General features: G+C 69.9%; 22 protein-coding genes. 7 read left to right on the top strand and 15 right to left on the bottom strand.

Annotated features, from left to right (window positions below):
* Positions 1-2 precede the first annotated feature (2 nt).
* On the bottom strand, positions 3-569 hold the full coding sequence (locus tag ACIA8C_RS19500; protein ID WP_397136432.1) for a TetR family transcriptional regulator: 567 nt from the start codon (positions 567-569) through the stop codon (positions 3-5).
* A gap of 79 nt (positions 570-648) precedes the next feature.
* On the opposite strand from ACIA8C_RS19500, the gene ACIA8C_RS19495 reads away from it, so the two are divergent.
* On the top strand, positions 649-1,542 hold the full coding sequence (locus ACIA8C_RS19495) for a DUF4437 domain-containing protein (protein ID WP_397136430.1): 894 nt from the start codon (positions 649-651) through the stop codon (positions 1,540-1,542).
* Between the two features lie 41 nt (positions 1,543-1,583).
* Positions 1,584-2,402: an HpcH/HpaI aldolase/citrate lyase family protein gene (locus ACIA8C_RS19490; RefSeq protein WP_397136428.1), complete on the top strand. Its 819-nt coding sequence runs from the start codon at positions 1,584-1,586 to the stop codon at positions 2,400-2,402.
* A 17-nt stretch (positions 2,403-2,419) separates the two neighbouring features.
* On the opposite strand, the gene ACIA8C_RS19485 is transcribed toward ACIA8C_RS19490, so the two are convergent.
* The 9 genes from ACIA8C_RS19485 to ACIA8C_RS19445 are packed head-to-tail and all read right to left on the bottom strand — an operon-like array spanning position 2,420 to position 10,728.
* A complete protein-coding gene (locus tag ACIA8C_RS19485) occupies positions 2,420-3,163 on the bottom strand; it encodes an arylmalonate decarboxylase (protein WP_397136426.1) in 744 nt (247 codons plus the stop codon).
* Positions 3,160-3,804: a hypothetical protein gene (locus ACIA8C_RS19480; RefSeq protein ID WP_397136424.1), complete on the bottom strand. Its 645-nt coding sequence runs from the start codon at positions 3,802-3,804 to the stop codon at positions 3,160-3,162. The genes ACIA8C_RS19485 and ACIA8C_RS19480 overlap by 4 nt, the downstream gene beginning before the upstream one ends.
* Complete coding sequence (locus ACIA8C_RS19475; protein ID WP_397136422.1) at positions 3,801-4,568, bottom strand: SDR family oxidoreductase; 768 nt, start codon at positions 4,566-4,568, stop codon at positions 3,801-3,803. The genes ACIA8C_RS19480 and ACIA8C_RS19475 overlap by 4 nt, the downstream gene beginning before the upstream one ends.
* Positions 4,565-5,497 (bottom strand): hypothetical protein, encoded by a 933-nt coding sequence (locus tag ACIA8C_RS19470; protein ID WP_397136420.1) that lies wholly within the window; start codon positions 5,495-5,497, stop codon positions 4,565-4,567. The genes ACIA8C_RS19475 and ACIA8C_RS19470 overlap by 4 nt, the downstream gene beginning before the upstream one ends.
* Positions 5,494-6,183 (bottom strand): hypothetical protein, encoded by a 690-nt coding sequence (locus ACIA8C_RS19465; protein ID WP_397136418.1) that lies wholly within the window; start codon positions 6,181-6,183, stop codon positions 5,494-5,496. Before ACIA8C_RS19465 ends, ACIA8C_RS19470 begins: the two co-directional genes overlap by 4 nt.
* Positions 6,180-7,304: a Rieske 2Fe-2S domain-containing protein gene (locus ACIA8C_RS19460; RefSeq protein ID WP_397136416.1), complete on the bottom strand. Its 1,125-nt coding sequence runs from the start codon at positions 7,302-7,304 to the stop codon at positions 6,180-6,182. Before ACIA8C_RS19460 ends, ACIA8C_RS19465 begins: the two co-directional genes overlap by 4 nt.
* Before the next feature lie 9 nt (positions 7,305-7,313).
* Entirely contained in the window at positions 7,314-8,255 is a 942-nt protein-coding gene (locus ACIA8C_RS19455) for an alpha/beta hydrolase family protein (protein ID WP_397136414.1), read from the bottom strand.
* Positions 8,252-9,061 (bottom strand): oxidoreductase, encoded by an 810-nt coding sequence (locus ACIA8C_RS19450; RefSeq protein ID WP_397136412.1) that lies wholly within the window; start codon positions 9,059-9,061, stop codon positions 8,252-8,254. The genes ACIA8C_RS19455 and ACIA8C_RS19450 overlap by 4 nt, the downstream gene beginning before the upstream one ends.
* Positions 9,058-10,728 carry a nitrilase-related carbon-nitrogen hydrolase gene (locus tag ACIA8C_RS19445; protein ID WP_397136410.1) on the bottom strand — a complete coding sequence of 557 codons (1,671 nt, stop codon included), beginning with the start codon at positions 10,726-10,728 and terminating at the stop codon, positions 9,058-9,060. Before ACIA8C_RS19445 ends, ACIA8C_RS19450 begins: the two co-directional genes overlap by 4 nt.
* Before the next feature lie 215 nt (positions 10,729-10,943).
* On the opposite strand from ACIA8C_RS19445, the gene ACIA8C_RS19440 reads away from it, so the two are divergent.
* Genes ACIA8C_RS19440 through ACIA8C_RS19425 form a run of 4 tightly spaced genes read left to right on the top strand, consistent with a single transcriptional unit; the run spans position 10,944 to position 13,558 of the window.
* Positions 10,944-12,077 (top strand): hypothetical protein, encoded by a 1,134-nt coding sequence (locus ACIA8C_RS19440; RefSeq protein WP_397136408.1) that lies wholly within the window; start codon positions 10,944-10,946, stop codon positions 12,075-12,077.
* Positions 12,074-12,658: a neocarzinostatin apoprotein domain-containing protein gene (locus tag ACIA8C_RS19435; RefSeq protein ID WP_397136406.1), complete on the top strand. Its 585-nt coding sequence runs from the start codon at positions 12,074-12,076 to the stop codon at positions 12,656-12,658. The genes ACIA8C_RS19440 and ACIA8C_RS19435 overlap by 4 nt, the downstream gene beginning before the upstream one ends.
* A 19-nt stretch (positions 12,659-12,677) precedes the next feature.
* Positions 12,678-13,259 carry a neocarzinostatin apoprotein domain-containing protein gene (locus ACIA8C_RS19430; protein WP_397136404.1) on the top strand — a complete coding sequence of 194 codons (582 nt, stop codon included), beginning with the start codon at positions 12,678-12,680 and terminating at the stop codon, positions 13,257-13,259.
* Entirely contained in the window at positions 13,256-13,558 is a 303-nt protein-coding gene (locus ACIA8C_RS19425) for a Dabb family protein (protein WP_397136402.1), read from the top strand. The genes ACIA8C_RS19430 and ACIA8C_RS19425 overlap by 4 nt, the downstream gene beginning before the upstream one ends.
* Positions 13,559-13,580: 22 nt before the next feature.
* Here ACIA8C_RS19425 and ACIA8C_RS19420 read toward each other — a convergent pair whose 3' ends face one another.
* The 5 genes from ACIA8C_RS19420 to ACIA8C_RS19400 are packed head-to-tail and all read right to left on the bottom strand — an operon-like array spanning position 13,581 to position 19,291.
* The gene (locus tag ACIA8C_RS19420; RefSeq protein WP_397136401.1) at positions 13,581-14,999 is read right to left on the bottom strand and encodes an aldehyde dehydrogenase family protein; all 1,419 of its coding nucleotides are present in this window, start codon (positions 14,997-14,999) and stop codon (positions 13,581-13,583) included.
* Positions 14,996-16,150, bottom strand: coding sequence for an FAD-dependent oxidoreductase (locus ACIA8C_RS19415; RefSeq protein ID WP_397136399.1), 1,155 nt, complete (start codon positions 16,148-16,150; stop codon positions 14,996-14,998). The genes ACIA8C_RS19420 and ACIA8C_RS19415 overlap by 4 nt, the downstream gene beginning before the upstream one ends.
* On the bottom strand, positions 16,147-17,535 hold the full coding sequence (locus ACIA8C_RS19410; RefSeq protein WP_397136397.1) for an aldehyde dehydrogenase family protein: 1,389 nt from the start codon (positions 17,533-17,535) through the stop codon (positions 16,147-16,149). Before ACIA8C_RS19410 ends, ACIA8C_RS19415 begins: the two co-directional genes overlap by 4 nt.
* On the bottom strand, positions 17,532-18,806 hold the full coding sequence (locus ACIA8C_RS19405; protein WP_397136395.1) for an acyl-CoA dehydrogenase family protein: 1,275 nt from the start codon (positions 18,804-18,806) through the stop codon (positions 17,532-17,534). The genes ACIA8C_RS19410 and ACIA8C_RS19405 overlap by 4 nt, the downstream gene beginning before the upstream one ends.
* Positions 18,803-19,291 (bottom strand): flavin reductase family protein, encoded by a 489-nt coding sequence (locus ACIA8C_RS19400; protein ID WP_397136393.1) that lies wholly within the window; start codon positions 19,289-19,291, stop codon positions 18,803-18,805. The genes ACIA8C_RS19405 and ACIA8C_RS19400 overlap by 4 nt, the downstream gene beginning before the upstream one ends.
* 126 nt (positions 19,292-19,417) lie before the next feature.
* Between ACIA8C_RS19400 and ACIA8C_RS19395 the strand changes: the two genes are divergently transcribed.
* On the top strand, positions 19,418-20,203 hold the full coding sequence (locus tag ACIA8C_RS19395; RefSeq protein ID WP_397136391.1) for an IclR family transcriptional regulator: 786 nt from the start codon (positions 19,418-19,420) through the stop codon (positions 20,201-20,203).
* The last annotated feature ends 2 nt before the right edge of the window (positions 20,204-20,205 follow it).

Below are 20,205 nucleotides of genomic sequence, written 5' to 3'. Positions count from 1 at the left end.
GTTTACGTTCGAGCCCCGATACCGGCGAGCAGGTCGGCGGCGGCGCGATGGGCGCGGTCGCGGTCGACCCGGCGGTCGAGCAGCAGTACCCCGACGAGCAACGGTGCGACCACGGTCATCGCGGCATCCTCGATCCGGTCCCGGTCCGCGACGCCGAGCGCGCGAATAGCCCGGCGCAATGGTTCGAGCAGGTCCATCACGTAGCGGTGGCGCAGCGAGGTATACGACGCGTCGCCGGTCGAGGCGGTGACCAGTGCGCGCAGAAACGCGGCAACGGGCTTGTCCCGCAGGCGATCACACAGCAGATCCACTTCGGCGTGCAGATCGTCGGCGGGGTCGCCGCTCGGCCGGGCCGGCTCGTGCGGTGCGACCGCGATCAGGGCGGCGAGGAATTCGCGCGGCGTGGGCCAGTGCCGGTAAATGGTGGTGCGCGCGACCCCGGTGACGGTGTGCAGCCGCTGCGGGGTCAGCGCGGCGGCACCCTCGGCCAGCAGCAGCTCGAGCGCTGCGGTCAGCACGACGGCTTCGGTGTCGGCGGCCGGACCGGCCGGACGTCCGGGTTTCGTCATGAAATTTACGATACATCTTGTTTTGGTTATTAGTAACCAGTACATTTTGTATCGTTATTCACCGCTCAGAGGAGGACCGATGCGTCCACATGTAGAGCTCATCGACCAGCGCGATCTCATCGACCATGTCGCCGAATTCGAGCACGCCACCGGCGGCGCGGTGCAGCGCAATCTCAGCTACGACGAGGAGGACGGCTCGGCGTCGCTGCAAGTCCGCTTCACCACGGACTGGTCCCGGCCGGCCGGTGTGCACCAGGCCGATACCGAGTGGTTCGTGCTGTTCGGGGAGGTGACCATCGGTGACACAGTCCTTGGGCCCGAAGGCTTTTGGATGGCGCCGACCGGTGTGTGGACGCCGCCGATCTCGGTGACCGAGGGAACGCGGATCCTGCTGTTCCGCGAGCGCGGCGGTTGGCGATTCGATCCGGCCGACGGTGACCGCGCATTCGTCCGCCCGGACCAGAAGCTCGTCGTGCACGACACGGCGCGGATGCCGTGGATCGACGTAAAGGACGGCAGCCCCATGCGTTTCGACCTGGGTGGGTCGCCGGTGCCCGGGCTGTACATCAAGCTGTTGCACCGCGACGAGCAGACCGGTTTCTACAGCCGCCTGATCAAAGCCAAACCGGGCTGGCGGGAAGAGCCCCTTGCCCACCATCCCTGCTCGGAGGAGGCGTACTGCCTCGACGGCGGGTTCGAATACAACTACGGCACCATGTGGCCCGGTACCTATTTCTGGCGCCCGGCGCTGATCCGGCACGGCGACTTCACCGCCGACGCCGAACACGGCTGCACCTGGCTGGTCCGCTCCGATGCCGACCTGGTGGACTGGTACACCGACAACGCGACCGTCGTGATGTCCGGCGACCCGACGAACTGGGGTCCGGAATATCCCCAGTCCCTGGCACCGCGGTTCGTCGAACCGGTCCGCTCCCGCTCGGTGGGCGCGTGGCCCGATCCCACCCACCAGTAGCGGATCGACGTGCGCACGGTGGATAGCCGGGAGATCGGCTCGTGAGATCGGCGCTGTATGTGCCGGGCAACCGGCCCGAGCTGTTCGAGAAGGCCCGCGCGAGCCCGGCGGACGTGCTGCTCCTCGATCTGGAGGACGCGGTGCCGTTCGACGCGAAAGCCAGTGCCCGCGCTGCGGTCGCGGCCTGGCTTCGCGCTGTTACCACTGGCCCGCAACGGATTTGGGTTCGGGTGAATCCGGGCGCGATCGGTGAGGCCGATCTCGCGGCGGTGGCGGTGCCCGCCGTCACCGCCGTCTGCCTGGCCAAAACCGAAGCTGCCGAACAGGTTCGGGCGGCGGGGGCGATCCTGCGCGAATTCGAGCCGCGACCCGGCACGATCCGGGTGTGCCCGCTGCTGGAAAGCGCGGCCGCGGTGCTGGCCGCGCGCGAGATCGCCGCCGCCCCCCGCGTCGATCGGCTGCAACTCGGCGAGGCCGACCTGTGCGCCGACCTCGGCATCGACCCGAGCCCGGACGACCGCGAGCTGCTGTACGCCCGCGCACAGATCGTGCTGGCCAGCGCGGCGGCGGGCATCGCGCCCCCGCTCGGTCCCGTCCGCACCGACCTGCGGGACCTCGACGCATTGCGCACTTCTACTATGGCGTTGGCGCGCATGGGTTTCCGCGGGCGCGCCTGTATTCACCCGGCTCAACTTCCGGTGGTCAATGCCGTGTTCACCCCGACCTTGGCGCAGCTGGAACGGGCTCGCGCGGTGGTGGACTCGTTCGATGCCGCGGGCGGCGGCGTCGTGCTGGACGAGGCGGGCCGCATGGTGGACCTTGCGGTGGTACGGCAGGCTCGGCGAGTGCTCGAGCGCTGAAAAGCGACGACCGGCGGTCAGTGATCGCGCAGCAGGCCGCCCGCACCTTCCAGTTGATCCTGGATTCCGTTGTCGCGCAATGCCATCCACCAGGTGGCGGCGTTGATGGCCAGCACCGGCTTGCCGAGCCACCGTTCCGCCTCGTCGGCGAGCCGGACCATGGACAGGTTGGTGCCGCACTGCACGAGCGCGTCGATATCGTCGCCGTCCACTTCGCGCAGGGCGTCGCGCAATTCGTTGTCGGTGACGTGCGCGATGGACACGGCGGTGGGGCAGCGCAACCCCATGATCGCGCCCACTTCGAAGCCGAGTTCGCCGAAGAAGCGCACGACGTTCGCGTCCCCGATCGGCTGATACGGGGTCACCACACCGATCCGCCGCGCCCCGTACAGCTCCAGCGCGCGCTGGCAGGCTTGCGCGCCGGTGGCGACCTCGAGTCCGGTCGCGTCCTTGATCTGCTTGACGAAGCGCTGGTTGCCTTCGACACCGCCCCAGAAGGTTTCGGCGGACATGCCCATCACCATGTAGTCCGGTTCGCAGGTCATTACCCGCGCGCAGGTGGCGTCCATTTCCGCGCGGATCTGATCGAGCAGCCGGCCCATGCCCGCGTCGTCACTCATGTCCTGGTCGTGAATATGGATGCGGCCGAAGTGTGCGGTGACGCCGGGCACGCCCATCCGGTAGAAGTCGGGTTCGACAATGGTGTTGGTGGACGGCGCCAGCACCCCGAATTTACGGCGCCAGCCGAGCGCGTCGGTCATCGTATTGCCTCCATGGTTCGGTGCGTTCGCGACACTCGCCATGCGGCGAGCAGGAAGGCGGCCTGGGCCGCGGTGTTGATCGACTGCTCGATCCATTGCAGTGCGACAGTCTGTTCCGGCACGCCGGACAGCTGGCTGAGGCCGAACATGCCGAGCAGTTGGATGCCGAACAACCCGGCGGCGACGGTGTCGCCCCGATCGCGGGCGAGCACGATCAGATAGACCGCGGCCACGGTGGCGAACACCGCCGTGCTCAGCACCAACGGCCGCATCCCGCCCGCCAGCATCGCGCCCGCCCCGCACGCCGCGGCCAGGCCGGGCACCAGCGCCGAGAGCCAGCGCGGCGGTCGCGTGCCGCCGCGGTGCGCGGCCAGCGCCAGGCTCAGTACCCCGAAACCCGCTGTCTGACAGGGGAATAGCAGTGCCTCGAGCCAGGTCAGATCGGCGCCGCCCGCCGCGACGATCAGTTTCCACGTCGATTTCGCCAGCCCGCCCGCGCAGATCAGTGCGGCCGCGACGGTCAGCAACGTGGTCGCGGGTGCGCGGGCGAGGCGACGGAGCAGCACGACGCCGGCGGTGATCAGCAGCACCGGAACGAAATCCTCGGCGGCCAGCGCGATCGGGTAGTCCATCGCGGTCATTCGGCGAACAGATCGCGGCGGCGCAGCGGCGCGGTGACAAAGCGGCCCAGTACCTTTGGTGTGGTGAGCCACCGCACGTGGGCACCGTTGCGGGTGTGCGAGAGGGCGCGCGAGGCCAACCAGGGCGCGACCGTCTCGACCGGGTCGGCCAGGATGTTGAATACCCTGCGCGCCTTGGCCAATTCGGCGGGGTCGCGGTAGCCGTGGGTGAGCAGGTCGGTGACCACCATGCCGGGACTGAGCAGGCCGACCGAGACGCCGGCGGGCACCTCCGCGGCCAGTGCCTTGGTGAGATAGGTCAGTGCGCGCTTGCTCGCGCCGTAGGTGGCCAGGCCCGCGACGGTCCGGCCGTCGCTGCCGAGCCCCTCCATGTTCCATACGTGTCCACCGAGACCGGCCATGCCCGCGATCGCGACCGCGGCGCCGTTCAGGGCGCCGAGCAGGTTGGTGCCGATCACCGCGCGGGCGGTGTCTTCCGGCAGTTGCCACAGCGGCATGCGGTCGTGCGAGATGCCCGCGTTGTTGATCCAGATGTCGATCCGGCCGAAGTGCGCGTTCGCTTCGTCCCAGAGTTGTTGCAGGGCAGTGCGATCCGCGACGTCGGCGGTCACGGCGATGGCATGGTCGGGCAGGCTCGCCCGCACGGCCGCCACCCGTTCCTGGTCGGTGCCGCACACCGCGACTCGGTGGCCGCGATCGAGCAGGGCCCGCGCCATGCCGAGGCCGATGCCGCGGGTGCCGCCGGTGATCACGACGGTCTTCATCCGCGCTCCAGCACGCCGTGCGCGATCGCGCTGAGCCGGTTGTGCTCGAAGAGCTGATAGACCACGGCGAGGGTGTTACCGGCGCCCATGCCCGGTTCGGCATCGATCATGAATTCCCTTCCGTGCAACCGGGATCCGTCGTCGAGGTGCAGCACCGGATAGTTGGCGCGACCGTAGGCGGTTGCATTACCCCAGGCGCCGGGCCCCTCGTGGAACGAGCGGGCGCCGTCGCGCCGGACCGTCGCGGTGTAGCCGCGTTCGATCGGCCCGGTCCAGGAGACCTGGTGGCGCGCGGTGAGCAGGGTGATCGGCTCGACGTGCACCTCGATCCGCACCGTGCCGAGCGGCCGCTGATCGGCGTCCCACAGTTCGCAGTCACCGGCGTATCGGCAACTGTCCTTGGTCGGCAGCACGAACGGCACCGCGCCACAGCGAGTTTCGCGCGCACGCCGCTCCTCGGCCAGGTCAGGATCACGGGTGTAGACGCCGTTGAAGACGCCGACCACGGCGGGACCCTGATAGAGCACCGACGAATACACCTGCGTGTCATCGATGGTCTGGTTCCAGGTGTTGAGCGCGACCTGCCAACCGGGACCGTAGTAGTTCGCGTCGACGAAGCCGCCATAGGGCTGCCCGGAGCCGTAGAAATCGGGCCCGGTGTAGATGCGGTCGGCGTCGGAGTCACGGACACCGAACGCGAAGGGCGCACCGAGTGCGAACCTGCCCGCGAATTCGGCGCCGCCGGTCAGCCCGCCGGACATGTAGTAGGTCGTCGCGCCGTCGGCGAAGACCGAGGAGCGGCGGATGTCCTCGAAGCCGCGCCAGGTCCCTTCGGCGTCGAACAGCGAAGGGCGACCGACCCATTCGCCGTCGATGCGTTGCTGCCACCGGCTCGGACCCGTGGCCGCGGTGCTGCTGCCCGCGCTCACGCGACCAGCTCCTCGCGCACCCGCTCGGCCTGTTCCGCGCCGAGCAACCTGATCACCTGCGCCCACACCGGATCGACCGCGGGGCTGAACAGGTTGGCCCGATTTGCGCGGTCGCGCACCGCCGGATCGCCGGACACCGGCGGAACGCCCTTGTCCAGCAGGGTGAACCAGTGCGCCAGATAGCCGTCCACGGTGTTGTCCAACGCGCGGAAGGCGGGTTCGGTGGCCCGGCACACCACCATCCACGGCGACATCATGGCGCGCTGACGTGGCCCAATCGCGGCCGGTGACACTCCGTCGAGCTGCCAGGCGCCGTCGAGCAGCGGGGTCAGCGGCAGGAAAGCGGCGTCCAGGTAAGGCAATTCGACGGCGAGGTCGGCGCGCGGGATGAGATCGAGGTGCAGCGCGTGATATTCGGCCGAGGCGACCGAGTCGAGGGTGAAATGCGGTGTGGCGGAGTCGGCGTCGGTGAACGCGAAGATCATGTGACTGTCCAGGCTGATGGCGGGCACCACCAGGTCGACGACCACGGCCTTGTCGAGGGGCCGTCCGCGCAGCACCCGCAGCCTGCCGACCGGATCCGGCGCCATCGGGCTGGTCAGCGCCACGTCGTCGGCGACTGTGAGACCAAGTGCGGTGCTGATGCTGTGCAGGGTGCGTTCGCTCAGTGCGGCAGGCAAACTCATGCCTGCTCCTTTCCGGCGCGGGCCTTGTGCACCCAGGCACTGGCCAGTTCGGGGTTGTCGGTGCGGGCGGGGGAGGCGATCACGGTGGCGGTGCGGCGCGGACCGTCACCGGTGATGATGTCGTCGTCGCCGAGCCACCATCCGTCCTTGATCAGCTGCGCCCGGCGACGCCGATAGGCGATTTGCAACGCGTCGCTGCGGGTGTGCAGTTCGTCGGCGAGGTCGAACGGAAGCAGCTCGGGCCGTTGGTTTTCCACCACCGGCTGGTCTTGCAGCAGAATCTTGCCGATCCGTTTGCGGGCGTTGGCGTCGGCCCACGCGCCGGTGAAAAAGTTGCGGTAGCCGAGGATCTTGATCAGCGTGCGGTCCTGCGACAGCGGAATATTGAAGTCGTAGAGCAGCAGGTCGCCGATCGGCAGCCGGACATGCAGTTTCACGATGTTGGGCAGGTACCAGGCGTTGGTGACGGTGACGTATTCGTGGCGGTAGGGCTTGCGTTTGGCGAGCAGCCCCCACAGCCCCTTCGGCGGCGGCGGGCTCAGCTTGATGTCCGCGGTCGCCGACCAATCGTCCTTGCGCACCTCGAATTCCGGGATCTCGGGCTTGTCCGGGTTGCCGAACGCGGTGCCGTGCACGAACGGTGTGTGCGCGGCGTCGACCACATTCTCGAAGGTGCGTTCGTAGTTCGCCGCGACCTCCATCTCGAACTGCACCATCCGGAACACGGGATCGTCGTGTTCGGGGATGACCGGTATCGGTGGTCGCTGTGGTTCGGGCAGATCGCCGAGGAACGCCCACACCATGCCGTAGCGTTCGACGGTCGGGTAGGCGTCGACCCGCGCCTTGCGCGGGATGAGCCGTTCCGCCGGATTCGCCGGAATCCGCACGCACGCGCCGTCGGCGTCGTACTGCCAGCCGTGGTACGGGCACGCGATGCAGTCGCCGACGACCGTGCCCATGGACAGCGCGCCGCCGCGATGCACACACAGATCCGACAGGCAGACCGGCGCGCCCGCCGCGGTCCGATACAGCACAAAATCCTGGCCGAGACAGGTCACCTTGGCCGGTTCTCGCCCGACCCGGTCGGCGAATTCCAGTGCGTACCAGAAGTTTTTGAGCATGGCTGACTCCTATCTGCGCTTGACCGGCACGGCGTCGAACACCGCGAGCCGAGCCGCGGCGTCCGCGGAACCGCGCAGGTGCGCGTCGAGGAACAGCGCGGTCAATCGGGCGAACGGGGCGATCGCAGAGGTCTGCCCGTGGCCGTCGAGAAAAGCGCGCGCCGCCGTGGGATCCGGGTCGGCGATGCCGAAGTGGTTGGCGCCGTCGATCACCGCGAGCAGATGCTCGCCATCGGGCAGCGCATCGAAGAAGGTGCGGGTGACCGGGTCGTGGCGCTCGGTGTCGTCTTGCCCGTAGCGATCGGCACTGCCGTTGATCACCCCGTCGTTGGTGCCGACGCCGAGCAGTACGGGACTGTCGACCTGGGCCTGCAGCACCGTGCCCGGCGCCCAGCCGAGCATCGTCGCCACCATGGTGTGCGCGCCCCAGGCGACCACCGCGGCCACCGAGGGAAAGAACCGCGCCGACTGCAATGCCACCGTGCCGCCCGCCGAATGCCCGCCAAGCGCGATGCGGTCCAGGTCGAGCGCACCACGCAACGGCGCCTGGGTATTGAGCTCGGCCAGGGACTCGAGGATCGGCGCGATGACCGGACAGGTCGGCCGCGAGCCGTAGTAGGCGGGCCGTGCGGCGTCGAGCTCGACGCCGGGGGTGAGGCCGCGCTGACCGCCGAACAATTCGCCGACCCGATCGACGGTGACGACGGCGAAGCCCGCGGCCGTGATCTCGATGGCGAAGCGCCGGTAGCTTTCCTGGGCGACATTGACCCCGGACAGGAACAGCAGGACCGGGTACGGTGCGCCCGCGGGGTCGGCCTCGAACACCCCGGTCAGCCGTTCGGCGTCGGTATCGGCAACGGCGGCAGGGTAATAGACCTTCAGATGCGCGGTGTCGAACGGCGGCTGACCGTCCGTGCGCGCGGCCCACCACAGGGATCGGACGACGCTCATAAGCCCGGCCTCGGCAAGACCCGGTCGCCGCCCCAGAGCGCCCGGACCAGGCGCTGGGTCAGTTCCGGTCCGAACATGCGCTCGCCCATCACATTCGCGGGATCGCGTTCGGCGATATTGCGCCGCACCGCGAGATCCCGGTCGGCCAGCGCGGCCCGCTCCGCGGCGGGCACCGGCTCGGCGGCGGCCACCCAGGACAACCACTGCTCGACTCGCTCGGTGAGGATCGCCGCGACGGTGTCGAGGTTCGGGCGGGTGGGCGGAAACGAATAGCAGTAGGCGGTGGGGGAGAGGCTGGCCCGGATGAAACCGGTGCGGCTGGTGAACCAGGTGAAGTCCGGATGCTGCTCCTTGAAAGCGAGCCAGGATTCGTCGTTCGGCGCGTAGTAACTGTCGAAATACGTTCCGTCACCGACGATGTCGCCGCGCGGCACGGCATCGACGTAGAACCAGCCCTGCGGCCACAGCAGCAGCGCCGAGCCCAGATGCGGCTCCCGGACCTGCGGGCCGAGCCAGGCGGTCAGGTGCAAGTTGACGAAACCCGTTCGCGGGTCACCGATCCAGGAGTACACCAGCCAGTCGATCTCCGGCCCGGTGAAGGCGGCGAGGCTGCCCGCGGGGCCGGTGTCGGCGTCACCGTAGGACTCCAGGTCGGCCGTCGAGGGATCCCTGGTCAGCTCGAAGCGTCCGGCGATTCGATCCTTGAGCTCGCCGAGCAGCGCGCGCCACTCGGCGAAAGTCTCGGTCACATCGGTTCGCGGGTTGTCGTCGACCATCTGCTCGACATGCCGCACGGTTTCGGTCATCGTCGCACCTCACTACTCGGCTGCCCGCTCGGGTTCGTCGGTTCTGTTGTCACGGAGCTACTTTCGTTGTCGGACGGCTGGCGGATCGGCTGGCGTGGGCGGCCATCCACCAGGTCGGTGCCCCGCGAGACGGCGCGGTTCACCGCTTGCGCGGGCCGCACGACGGCGGGTACGTACCGCGCGCCGGGCGTCGCGGCGGTGCTGATCGGCTGACTGATGACACCGGTGAAGGGCCCGGTCCACGTCGTCCAGAGGGTGAAGTCCGGACTGAGGCCGAAAATCGCCCCGGCCAGTTCGCCGTCGGCCTCGCCCGCGGCGACGACGTTGAGCCGGTTCTCGGCGGCGCGTTCGGGCAGACCGAGGCGTAGTTCCCAGGACTCGACCGGACTGAACGGGACCGCGACGACGTCGGCGTCCTGAATGGCGGCCAACCGGAACGTCTCCGGAAACAGTGCGTCGTCGCCGACCACGATGGCCAGCCGGCCCCAGGGCAGGTCGAATACTTCGAGTGTGTCGCCCGGTTCGGTCAGCCAGGGATGGCGCCGGGTGGGATGCAGTTGCGGCTGTCGGCCGACGACACCGGTCGCGTCGACCAGGACGCCGTAATGCGCGCCGCCTGCGCGGACGCTCAGTACGGCATACGCGTCTGAGCCCGCGAGCACGCCGATGACCTCGGCCACCGCGATGTCGGCGAGTTCGGGCAGCACCATCAGCGCGACGCCGTCGGCGGCACCCGCCTTGATCGCGCTCGCATCGGGAGCCACCAGTGCGACAGGAAGCTCCGCTGCGCCGGGCGGGTGGCGTCGCGGATTCGGGGCCGCGGCCAGCGGTGCGTAGAGCTCGGGTCGCCGCGCCGCGAGGAGGTCGGTGCCGTCGGGCCTGCGTTTGTCGTCGGCCAGTGCCAGATCGATGTCGGCGAGCACGATCGCCTCGCCGGTCGGTGGGGCGAGGGCGACCGTGGTGCCGTCGGGCGCCACGATCCGGCTCTCGCCCGCGCCATGCAGGCGGTCCGGCGGGACGCCCAAACGTGCTGCGATGGCTGGCAATTGAGCGTGCGGCAGTAGCGGCCCGACCTTGTTCGCCGCGACTACCCACACCTTGTTCTCGGCTGCTCGGACCGGTACATGCAGGCTCGCTTCGTCGATGGCGAAGGAATTGAGACTGTTCAGCAGGAGCTGGGCGCCGCGCAGCGCCAGGGAGCGGGTGACCTCGTTGATCACGCCCTCCATGCAGGCGTACATGCCGATCCGCCCGATCGGCGTGTCCAGCACCGGCGAATCGGCCGAACCCGGGTCCAGGTAGTCGTTTTCGGCGCCCATCAGGATCTGCTTGTCGGATTCGCCGAGCAAACCGCCGTCCGGCCCGAACAGCAGGCCGGTGCCGGTGGTTCGCCCGTCCGGCCTGGCCAGGGTGACCCCGATTTTGAGGTACATGCGGTGCCGGGCGGCCCGCCGCGCGATCGCGGTCAGAAAGGAATCATCGAGTTCGCAGGCCATTCGGCGCGCGTGCGCTCGATCGTCGTACCAGGATAGGTGGTTACAGAACTCGGGCAGCACGACGAGTTCGGCCGTCGCCGCCGCGGCCTGGTCGATCATGCGCAGGCAGGCGTCCAGATTGGCCGCGACATCGGTTCCGGTGGCGAGTTGTGCGGCCGCGACTCGGGTCAACGAGCACCTCCATGCCTCGTGCGTTTCGTGTTGCGAAACAGTGTTTCCTTATCGCTGATTCTGTACCCGGCCGCGCGTTCTGTCCAGGGGGAGCATGGATTTCATTGCCCGGCCGGGTGTCGCGGCTCCCGTCTTGACACCCGCAGGTGGCACGGGTTCAATATGGCCACTGCGAAACTGCGTTTCATTCTGCGAAACGATCGCCGGAGGTGGCAATGACGAAACAGCGCACGCACGGGTGGTCGATCGTGCTCGGCGGGGTGCTGTCCGGGCCGGTGGCGGGTGGCCAGTTGGTGTTGCAGGCCAAGCCATTCGGCGGCCTGATCGGGGTGCCGGGCGCGGTCATCGGCTATGTCGCCGTGACCGGTCTCGCGCTGGCCTGGCTGCTGGTTCCGCTCGCGGTGTGGCTGCTGCGCAGGATCAGCCGTGCCCGAATGGCCGGGGTCTGCGCGCTCTGCGCGGGGGCGGCGCTGATCACGGCGGGCTCGGTGGAAACCCGCGCGATCTTCGTCGCCGCGGTGCTCATCGCGGCAGCCGCGACGGGGCCGCTGCTGGTGCTCGGTCGCGCCGCGGCACCCATGCTCGGCCGTCGTGGCGGCGCGTATTGGTGCGCGGTCATGGTCGCGGGCGTCGTGCCGGCTGCTGCGGCGGCGGCTCGGTGGGCCGCGCAGCCAGGTCTCGGTCTGCTGCTCACCGGCGTCGCGACCGCGGCATCCGGTGCGGCGGTGCTGACGTCGGTGCCGCGTGCGTTGGCGGGCGAATCCACCTCGGGCGCAGGGCATGTCGAGTGGCGGGTGCTTATCGCGTATGCGGCGGCGGGCTGGGCGGTCGGTGCGGCCGTGCTGCCTGGTCTGCACCTGATGCTGTTCCGGTGGAACGTGCTCGACGCCGGACAAGCCGGGTGGCTGTTGCTCGCTGCGCTGCCTGCCGCACTCGCGGTCTCGGTACCCGACCCGGACGCCGCCGCCACCCCGGTGCTGCTGACGCTGGCCGCAGGGGGGCCAGTGCTGGTAGCCACCGCGCCCGGCCCGGTGACCTTGTCGGCCGGGCTGGCCGTGACCCTGGCCGCCGCCGCCCGAGCGACATCGGGGCTCGACCAGATCACCATCGCGAGCGCGCCACATGTCGCGCGGGTGGCGGTCGGCGCGCGCACCACCGCCGCGGTGACCGCGGGCGGTATCGCCGGGCTCGGCGTGGTCGCCGCGGTCGGGCGTTACACCGGCACCGGCTCGGGGCTGACGGTCGCGGCGGCCTGCGCGCTGGCGACGGTGCTGCTGACCCGGCAGCGGGCGGCGGCGGATCTCGGGATGTCGCCGGTGCTCGGCACGGTTTTCGAAAGGGGCGCATGATGATTCGGATCCGATACCTGGCCGTCGCGTTTGCCGTGCCGCTGTGCGCGCTGCCGGTGTCCGCCCGCGCCGATGCCGGGCCCGCGCAGTTGCGGGTCAGCGCGCACACCGAGCTGACCGACGGCCAGCGAATCACCGTGGAAGGCACTGGTTTCCGGCCCGGTCTAGCGGCGGTCGCGGTCGGGCTGTGCAAAGCGGGCTTCACCAACGGGCTGCGCGACTGCGATCTCGACGGCGGCGCCACCTTCGTCAACATCGGCGCGGACGGCGGCTTCGGCACCGTCACCCTCACCGTGCGGCCCGCGTTCAAAGGCATCAACTGTGCCGAGCAGCGCTGCGTTATCGCGGCGGCGCCGTTGCCTGGCAGCGAGCCTGCCGCCGTCATCGCGGACAACTCGGCCGCCGTGCCGGTGAGTTTCGCGGGCGCGTCACCACCGGCCTCGGTCGCGACGGCTGCCGCGCCCGCGGTGGCGGCCGCCGACGCGGACACCGCGGGGCCGTCCGCACTGCTGTGGGCGGTGACCGCGGGGCTGCTCGCACTGGTCGCCGCGCTCGCCCTCGCCGATCGGCGGCGGTTGTGATCAATCAGGAGAGTACGAGATGAGATACAGCGTTTTTCGCCTTGCCATCGCCGCGGTCGCGGTACTGGCCGGGGCGCTCGGCGCCGCGTCCCCCGCGGCGGCCGAGGCGGCTTTGCAGGTGAGCCAGTCCGCCGGACTGCGCGACGGCCAGACCGTCACGGTGACCCTCACCGGTCTGCCCGCGAACCTCACCAGTGTCGCTGTCGCGCAATGTAAATCGACGGTGACCAGCCCGATGGACTGCAATCTGCCCGGCGCGCTGATGGGAAACGCGGACGCCAACGGCGTCTGGCAGCCCAACGGGGACAAGCGCTCGATCGCGGTCCTGTCCTCGATCGGCGTGACGGACTGCATGGCTGCCGCGGGCGCCTGCGCGATCAGCGTCACCAGCCTCAGCAATCCCGCCGCCATCATCGCCTCGACGCCGCTGACCTTCGGTGGCCCGGCCGAACAACCGAAACCGGATGCGGCGGCGCAGAGTTCGACGGTCGAGGACGACGCGGACCATACGCCGTTGATCGTGGGCGGCATCGTCGCGGTGTTGGTGATCGCCGTCGCGGCCGGCGCCGCGGTGCTGCTGCGCCGCCGAGGCCGCCGATGACCGCGACGGACCCGCTGACCCATGTGGTGCTGATGAAATTCCACAACCGTGGTGACGCGGCCGAGGCGGCGGCGCGACTCACCCCGCTCGCGGATTCGGTACCCGGCATCGAGTCGCTCACCGTCGCGCTCGACGAACTCGCCACGCCCGTGTCTTACGATCTGGTGCTGACCACCACGCACAGTAGCTCTGCGGAACTGGTTGCCTACCAACAGCATCCCGCCCATCGCGCGGTCGGCGAATGGCTTGCCCCGCGACTGGCTGCCCGCGCCGTCGTTGACTACCGCGACCAGCGTTAGTGTCCGGGCCGGACGCCCGACGTCAGCGTATCGAAGGATAAGCGCCGGCGGGCGTTCCGGTACCGCCCGCCCGAAAAGCGCTCGGCGCGTGAGTGACCGCGGTCTGCACGTACTCGCGCAAACCCTCCTCGGCGTATTCGCGGCCGTAGCCGCTGCGTTTGGTGCCGCCGAACGGGGCGCGCAGGGACATGCCGGTGCGGTTGTGGGTGTTGACGAAGGTGAAGCCTGCCTCGATGTGCGCGGCGAAGGCGAAGGCGCGGTCCTCGTCGGCGGACCAGACCGAGGCGGCCAGCCCGAGGTCGGAGTCGTTGGCGCGGGCCAGGACCTCCTGCTCGGTGCGGTAGGTGAGCACCGGGACGGCGGGACCGAATTGTTCCGTGCGCACCAGGTCGGTGTGGTCGGGTGCGTGCAGGGCGAGGATCGGGTCGAGGAAGTAGCCGTCGGTGTCGGTGGGTGCGTCGGCCAGCGGGATGATCACCGCGCCTGCGGCGCGCGCGTCGGCGACCAGCCGGGCCACCCGCTCGGCGGCGGCGTAGGTGGCGACCGGCCCCATGGTGACTGCCGCGTCGAGCGGATCGCCGACTACCAGGACCCGCTGGGCCGCAGCGGTATACGCATCGACGAACTCGTCGAGCCGGGCTTCCGGCAGATAGATCCGCTTGGCCGCCATGCACACCTGCCCGGCGGTCGCGAACGAGGCGAGCACCAGCCGCTCGTAGTCGGCGTCGGTGAGGTGGAAGTCGTCGAGCAGGACCGCCGGGTCGTTGCCGCCGAGCTCGAGCACCAGCGGCGTGAGCGCTCGGCCCGCGGCGGCCGCGATACTCCGCCCGGCCTGCTCGCCGCCGGTGAAGGCGACCTTGGCGACCAGCGGATGGCCGACCAGCGCGAGCACGGTATCGGGCCCACCGTGCACCACCGCCGCGCACGGCAGCAGCTCGGCCACGGCGGTGATGGTCAGCGGCGCCAACGGTGACGGCTTGAGCACCACGGCATTACCCGCCGCCAGGGCGGGACCGAATTTGAGTGCGGCGAGGATGATCGGGGCGTTCCACGGCGTGATCGCCGCGACCACACCGAAAGGCTTGGGCGTCAGCGTCATCCGGCCTTGCGCATCGTCGGCGGCAGACCCGTTCAGCACCTGTTCGGCGTTGTCGCGGATCCAGCGCAGATACGCGGCGCTGAATCCGATCTCGCCCCGGCAGTCGTTGATCGGCTTGCCGGTTTCCCTGGCCAGCAGCGTGGCCAGCTCGGGGGTGCGCCGGTCGAGCGCGTCGGCCACCGCGCCTAGCGCGGCGAGTCGTTCGGTCAGGGGTTGTCGCGACCAGTCGTGGAAGCGGCGGTGCAGGTCGCGGACCACGGGGGCGACCGCGTCCGGCGCGGTGGCGCGCACCGTGCCGACGAGTTCGGCTGGGCGGGCGGGGTTTTCGCGGTCGATGCTCATGGCCGCTGCGCCAGTACGTCGAGCAGGCAGGCGCGGCGCAGGTAGGCGCGGGCCGCGACCGGGTCGTCGGCGAGTGCGCGCAGCCGGGCGTGACCGCTGTTGTCCCGCGCGCGAAGTCGCGTCCAGTTGTCGTGGCTGGTCCGCTGCACGTGGTCGATGGCGACCGTGCGGCGGTATGCGGCGGCTCGGTCGAGCACGACGTCCGGTGCGCCGCCGAGCACGTCGGCCAGCGCGCCCGCCAGCACGACGGCGTCATGGATGCCGCTGTTCATACCCAGCCCGCCGAGCGGATTGTTGACGTGCGCCGCGTCGCCCATCAGCAGTACTCGACCGTGCCGGAACCGCTCGGTCACCCGCTGGTGCACCCGGTAGAGCGAGGCGTGCAGTAGCCGCCATGGCCGGCCGAGATCGGCGACCGCGGTCAAACGAGCTGGCAGCCTGCGTAATTCGGCGGCATCGTCGGTACCGTCCGGGGTAGGAAGCAGCACCCGCCAGTGCTCGGGGGTGCGCAAAAGCACCAGCCATTCGTCCGGGTCGAAGACGTAGTTGATCGGCGCAATGCCGGGCAGTACATCAGCCAGGTCCTCGTCGACCGAGGCGACCAGGAATCGCTCCGGATAGGTGCTGCCATGGAAGTCCACGCCGAGGGCCTGCCGGACCGCCGAATGCGCACCGTCCGCGCCGATCACCCAGTCGGCCTCGATCGGGCCGGATGCGGTGTCGAGCACGACTCGGCCGGTGTCCGCGCGCAACGACCGAACCTGGTGGCCGAAAAGTACTTCGGCGGTCGCGGGTAGTGCGGCGCGCAGGATAGGGGTGAGCTTGCTCTGCTCGCACTGCACCCGGAACGGGTACGCGGTGTCCGCGGCGAGCACACCCAGGTCTAGGGTCGCGATCTCGCCGCCGCCACGGGCCCGATACTGGAAAGTCTCGGCCACGATGCCTTTTTCGAGCAGCGGCTCCAGTACACCGAGTTTTTCCAGCATCTCCAGCGTGGGTGGATGGAAGGTCGATGCCCGTGATTCGGTGGCCAGCGCGGCCCCCTGTTCGAGCACGGTGACGTGGATTCCGCGCTGCGCCAAAGTCAGTGCCGCAGTGAGCCCGACGGGCCCCGCGCCGACGACCACGACGGCCGGTGTACGGGGGCTCATGAGGTGTGCAGGGCGAAACGCCCTTCGACGCCGACCACGCGGGCACCGGTGAAGAACCGCAGGGTTTCCGAGGTGCCTTCCTCGCCGAGCCCGGACCCGCCCCACGCCGGGCGCGGGGTCAGCAGATGCAGGCTCAGCACGGACGAGCCGTTCACCTTCACCTCACCGGCCCGGATGCCGCGCGCGACGGCCAGCGCCCGCTCCTCGTCGGCGCCGCAGACATAGCCCTCCAGGCCGTAGGGGACGGCGTTCGCCAGCTGTACGGCCTGCTCGACCGTCTCGTAGTCGACGACCGCCGCCACCGGCCCGAACAGCTCGTCGGGCGTGTCGCCGGCGAGCAGGGTCGGCGCGAAGTAGTTGCCGGATTCCGGTACGGCGCACCACGATCGGTGGTCTCGGCCGGCGATCGCGGTATGCAGTTTCCGCACGTGGCCGGAATGCACGAGCGGCCCGAATTCGGTGCGCGGGTCCAGCGGCGGCCCGGCCCGCAACCCGTCCAGCCGCTTACCGATGGCCTCGATCAGTTCGTCGCGGCGATCGGCGGGCACGATCAATCTGCCGAGCGCGCGGCACCATTGCCCGTTGAGTGTGGTGAGCAACTCGGCCGCCATCCGAGCCGCGGTGTCCGGATCGGCGTCGGGCAGCACCAGCAGCGGGTTGTGACCGCCCAATTCGAGTTGGCAGGGACGCAAGAGCGGCGCCGAGGCCGTCGCGACCGACCGTCCGCCCGACGGCCCGCCGGTGAAGGACACGGCTTTGATCCGCGGGTCGGCGACAAGCTGTGCGCCGACCTCCGCACCGCCGAGCACGAGCTGGAACATGCCCGGCGGCAGGTGTTCGGCGAGCACCTCGGCGAGCACGATCGCGCTGTACGGCGCGAGCTCGCTCGGCTTGAGGATGACCGGGCAGCCCGCTGCTAGGGCGTTGGCCACCTTGTGCGCCGCCATCGGCGCGGGCGCGTTCCACGGCACCAGGCACAGGGCGGGCCCGAGTGGCAGCCGGTGCACCTCGACGTCGTCGACGCGCTGGCGCAGGGCCCCGTTCCTGACCTGATCGGCGGCGAGCCGGAACGCACCGGCGACAATGGCGCCGAGCGGCCGGGTCTGGGTGATCGGCACACCGGTCGCGCGCGCGTCGAGTTCGGTCAGTTGCGGCAACCGCTCGTCCAGTGCGGCGGCGATGCGGTCGAGCAGGTCGGGGGAGGCCGGCCCGGTCGCCGCGTCGGCCACCGCCAGTGCCCGCTCGACTCGATGGGACGCGGTGGCCAGGGCACGGGCGACCGGCTCGCCGGTCGCCGGATCTTCCAGGGTGATGCCCAAATCCGTAGTGGGCGTTGCCCATCGGTCGTCGACGAGGTCGGCCAGGGCGGGGAGTGCTGCGGTCATCGGCCGGCTTTCGCGGGTGCGGTGGCGAACAGTTCGTTCGCCTTGGCGTCGGTGACGATGCGCGCCACCTCGAGCATGCCGCGTTCCGCGGGGAAGGTCATCACCAAACCCATCGCCAGATCGCGCAGTGCGCGCCCGGCGATGCCGTTCATGGCCGCCGCCGAGGTGCCGCCCGCCTTGAACGCGGTGAGCGCGACCCGGAAGCAGGCCTCGGTGACCGCGCCCTTGCCGAGGCGCCACTGAGTGAACACCTCCTGCTTGGGTTTACGTGGCGGCTCGGCGGTCTCGATGTCGAGCTGATAGCGCAGCCACAGGTACGCGGTGTGCAGCTCGCGGGTCATCTCCGCGATCAATACCTGATGGACGGGTGCGGAGGCGATCGGTTCGCCGGTGTCGGCGAAGGTCTTCTTGGTGGTGGCGGTGAGGGTTTCGTCGTAGACGCGCTGGGCGCAGCCGGTGTAGACGGCCGCGATGGCGAGTTGATTACCGACGAAACTGCCTCTGCTCATGGTGAGCATCTTGGTGAACGCGCCGGGCACGGCCAGGGCTTCGTCGTCGGGGATGAACACCTCGTCGAGCCGGATGCCGTTGTTGGCGGTGGCGCGCATGCCGAGCCCGTCCCAGGGCGCGCGCACGCTGACACCGGGCGCGTCGCGCGGCACGAAGAAGGTGGCGAGACCTTCGGCGGTGTCGTAGCCCGCCAGTTTGGCCGAGGTGAGGTAGTAGTCCGCGACACCGGTAGCGCAGCCGAAAGACTTCTCGCCCTTAAGGATCCAGCCGCCCTCGGTTTTGGTCGCCGTGGTGGCGATGGTGATGTTGGCGGCCGCGGTCTTCACCGCTTCGGAGGCGAAGTTGGCCAGCCAGTGGCCCTCGGCCATCCGGGTGAGCACCTTCTCGGCGAAGGCGCGGACCACCGGGATCTCGTCGTCGGCGAACAATCCGGCATCGATGGCTTCGAGCGGCAGCAGGCCGCGGGAGGCGCTGGTGTTGTGGAAGAAGTAGGCGAGCGCGGTGGACGGGCACGCGGTGCCCATCGCGTAGGTGGCCGCGGCCAGATCGCGCAACGTGCCGCCGAGGCCGCCGAATTTCTCCGGCACCACCAGCCCGAGCAGACCCGCCTCGCGCAGCAGCGCGAGGTGTGCGGCCGGGAATTCGGCTCGTCGGTCGGCCTCCTCGGCGGCGTCGCGCAGCGCGGGCAGTACGGCGTCCACGCGTTCGGCGCGGGCCCGTTCGGCGTCGGTCATGTCTTCGACGAGTCGTTCCCCGATCATCGGGCTATCCCCTCGTAGTAGGTGCGGTCGTGATAGATGAGCGGTGCGGCCTGCCGCGGCACCGCCGCGTCCCGCACCAGGCCGAGCACGATGACGTGATCGCCCGCGGTGTGGCAGGCGGTGACGGTGCAGTCCAGCCAGGCCGCGGCCTCGGTGAGCACCGCCGCGCCGGTGACGGCGGTGTCCCAGTTTCCCGAAGCGAAACGGTCGGCGTGTTCCGGTGCGGCCGCGGCGGCGAACCGGCGGCCGATGTCCTGGTGGTCGTGGCCGAGTACATTGACAGCGAAAACGCCACTGCGCCGGATCATTCGGCAGGTCGCGCCGCGCCCGGCCAGGCACACCGAGACCAGCGGCGGGTCCAGCGCGACACTGGTGAACGAACTCGCCGTCATGCCGTGCCTGCCGCCATCCGGGCGAATGGTGGTGACGACGACGACCCCGCTGGCCCACTGGGCCAGCACCGTACGGAGATGTGCCGGATCCACCTACTCCTCCGTTTCGGTGACGGAAACGCTGTTACGCACAAGGTAACGCCGAATCATCGGCGAGCGCAAGGGGAGTGCGCCGCGCGGGTGTTTCCCCTTGGGAAATCCAGGGCCTACACTGGCCGCGTGTCCGACACCGAACCCGAGAACCAGAGCCGCTCGATCGCCGCCGTCGAGCGGGCGATGGATGTGCTGCTGTTGTTCGGCCGCAGCGGCCGCGCGGACCTCGGCGTGACCGAGATCGCCACCGAGCTCGGCATCACCAAGGCCGCGGTGCACCGCATCCTCACCGCCCTGCGCAACCGGGACCTGATCGCGCTCGACCCGAGCACGCGGCGATACGCGCTCGGGCACGCGGCCATCGGGCTCGGGCGGGCCTACCTGGCGCGCACCGATCTGCGGGTGATGGCCGCACCGGAACTGCGCAGGCTGGCCGGCGCGACGCGGGAAACCGCGACCCTGTCGATCCGGCGCGGGGACACCCGCATGTACGTCGACCAGGTGGTGCCGGACCAGGAACTGCGGATGGAAGTGGCGGCCGGGGTGCCCTATCCGCTGTACGCGGGCAGTTCCTCGAAAGTCATTCTCGCCTTCCTGCGCAAGGAGGAGATCGACGGCTATTTGTCCCGCCACGAGTTGACCCCGTTCACCGACGCGACCATCACCAGCGTGCGCAAGCTGCGGACCGAACTGAACGCGATCAAGAAGCGCGGCTACGCGGTGTCGCTGGGCGAGCGCCAGATCGGCGCCGCCTCGGTGGCGGCGCCGGTGCTCGATCACGACGGGGGAGTGGTGGCCGCGATCAGCGTGTGCGGCCCGCTGTCGCGGTTCGAGCCGCGGCTGGCGGAATTCGTGCCGACCCTGTTGAAGGCGGCGGGCGCGATCTCCGCCCAGCTCGGCTACACCGACTGAAC

The sequence above is a fragment of the Nocardia sp. NPDC051321 genome, assembly GCF_044455225.1.
Classification (GTDB): Bacteria; Actinomycetota; Actinomycetes; order Mycobacteriales; family Mycobacteriaceae; genus Nocardia.
This window is presented reverse-complemented; position numbering and strand designations above follow the sequence as displayed.

Bases quoted from the DNA above. Each gene is read 5' to 3' on its own strand.
- ACIA8C_RS19500 (WP_397136432.1), bottom strand. From the start codon at position 569: ATGACGAAACCCGGACGTCCGGCCGGTCCGGCCGCCGACACCGAAGCC.
- ACIA8C_RS19495 (WP_397136430.1), top strand. From the start codon at position 649: ATGCGTCCACATGTAGAGCTCATCGACCAGCGCGATCTCATCGACCAT.
- ACIA8C_RS19485 (WP_397136426.1), bottom strand. From the start codon at position 3,163: ATGACCGACGCGCTCGGCTGGCGCCGTAAATTCGGGGTGCTGGCGCCG.
- ACIA8C_RS19480 (WP_397136424.1), bottom strand. From the start codon at position 3,804: ATGACCGCGATGGACTACCCGATCGCGCTGGCCGCCGAGGATTTCGTT.
- ACIA8C_RS19475 (WP_397136422.1), bottom strand. From the start codon at position 4,568: ATGAAGACCGTCGTGATCACCGGCGGCACCCGCGGCATCGGCCTCGGC.
- ACIA8C_RS19465 (WP_397136418.1), bottom strand. From the start codon at position 6,183: ATGAGTTTGCCTGCCGCACTGAGCGAACGCACCCTGCACAGCATCAGC.
- ACIA8C_RS19460 (WP_397136416.1), bottom strand. From the start codon at position 7,304: ATGCTCAAAAACTTCTGGTACGCACTGGAATTCGCCGACCGGGTCGGG.
- ACIA8C_RS19455 (WP_397136414.1), bottom strand. From the start codon at position 8,255: ATGAGCGTCGTCCGATCCCTGTGGTGGGCCGCGCGCACGGACGGTCAG.
- ACIA8C_RS19450 (WP_397136412.1), bottom strand. From the start codon at position 9,061: ATGACCGAAACCGTGCGGCATGTCGAGCAGATGGTCGACGACAACCCG.
- ACIA8C_RS19440 (WP_397136408.1), top strand. From the start codon at position 10,944: ATGACGAAACAGCGCACGCACGGGTGGTCGATCGTGCTCGGCGGGGTG.
- ACIA8C_RS19435 (WP_397136406.1), top strand. From the start codon at position 12,074: ATGATGATTCGGATCCGATACCTGGCCGTCGCGTTTGCCGTGCCGCTG.
- ACIA8C_RS19430 (WP_397136404.1), top strand. From the start codon at position 12,678: ATGAGATACAGCGTTTTTCGCCTTGCCATCGCCGCGGTCGCGGTACTG.
- ACIA8C_RS19425 (WP_397136402.1), top strand. From the start codon at position 13,256: ATGACCGCGACGGACCCGCTGACCCATGTGGTGCTGATGAAATTCCAC.
- ACIA8C_RS19420 (WP_397136401.1), bottom strand. From the start codon at position 14,999: ATGAGCATCGACCGCGAAAACCCCGCCCGCCCAGCCGAACTCGTCGGC.
- ACIA8C_RS19415 (WP_397136399.1), bottom strand. From the start codon at position 16,150: ATGAGCCCCCGTACACCGGCCGTCGTGGTCGTCGGCGCGGGGCCCGTC.
- ACIA8C_RS19410 (WP_397136397.1), bottom strand. From the start codon at position 17,535: ATGACCGCAGCACTCCCCGCCCTGGCCGACCTCGTCGACGACCGATGG.
- ACIA8C_RS19405 (WP_397136395.1), bottom strand. From the start codon at position 18,806: ATGATCGGGGAACGACTCGTCGAAGACATGACCGACGCCGAACGGGCC.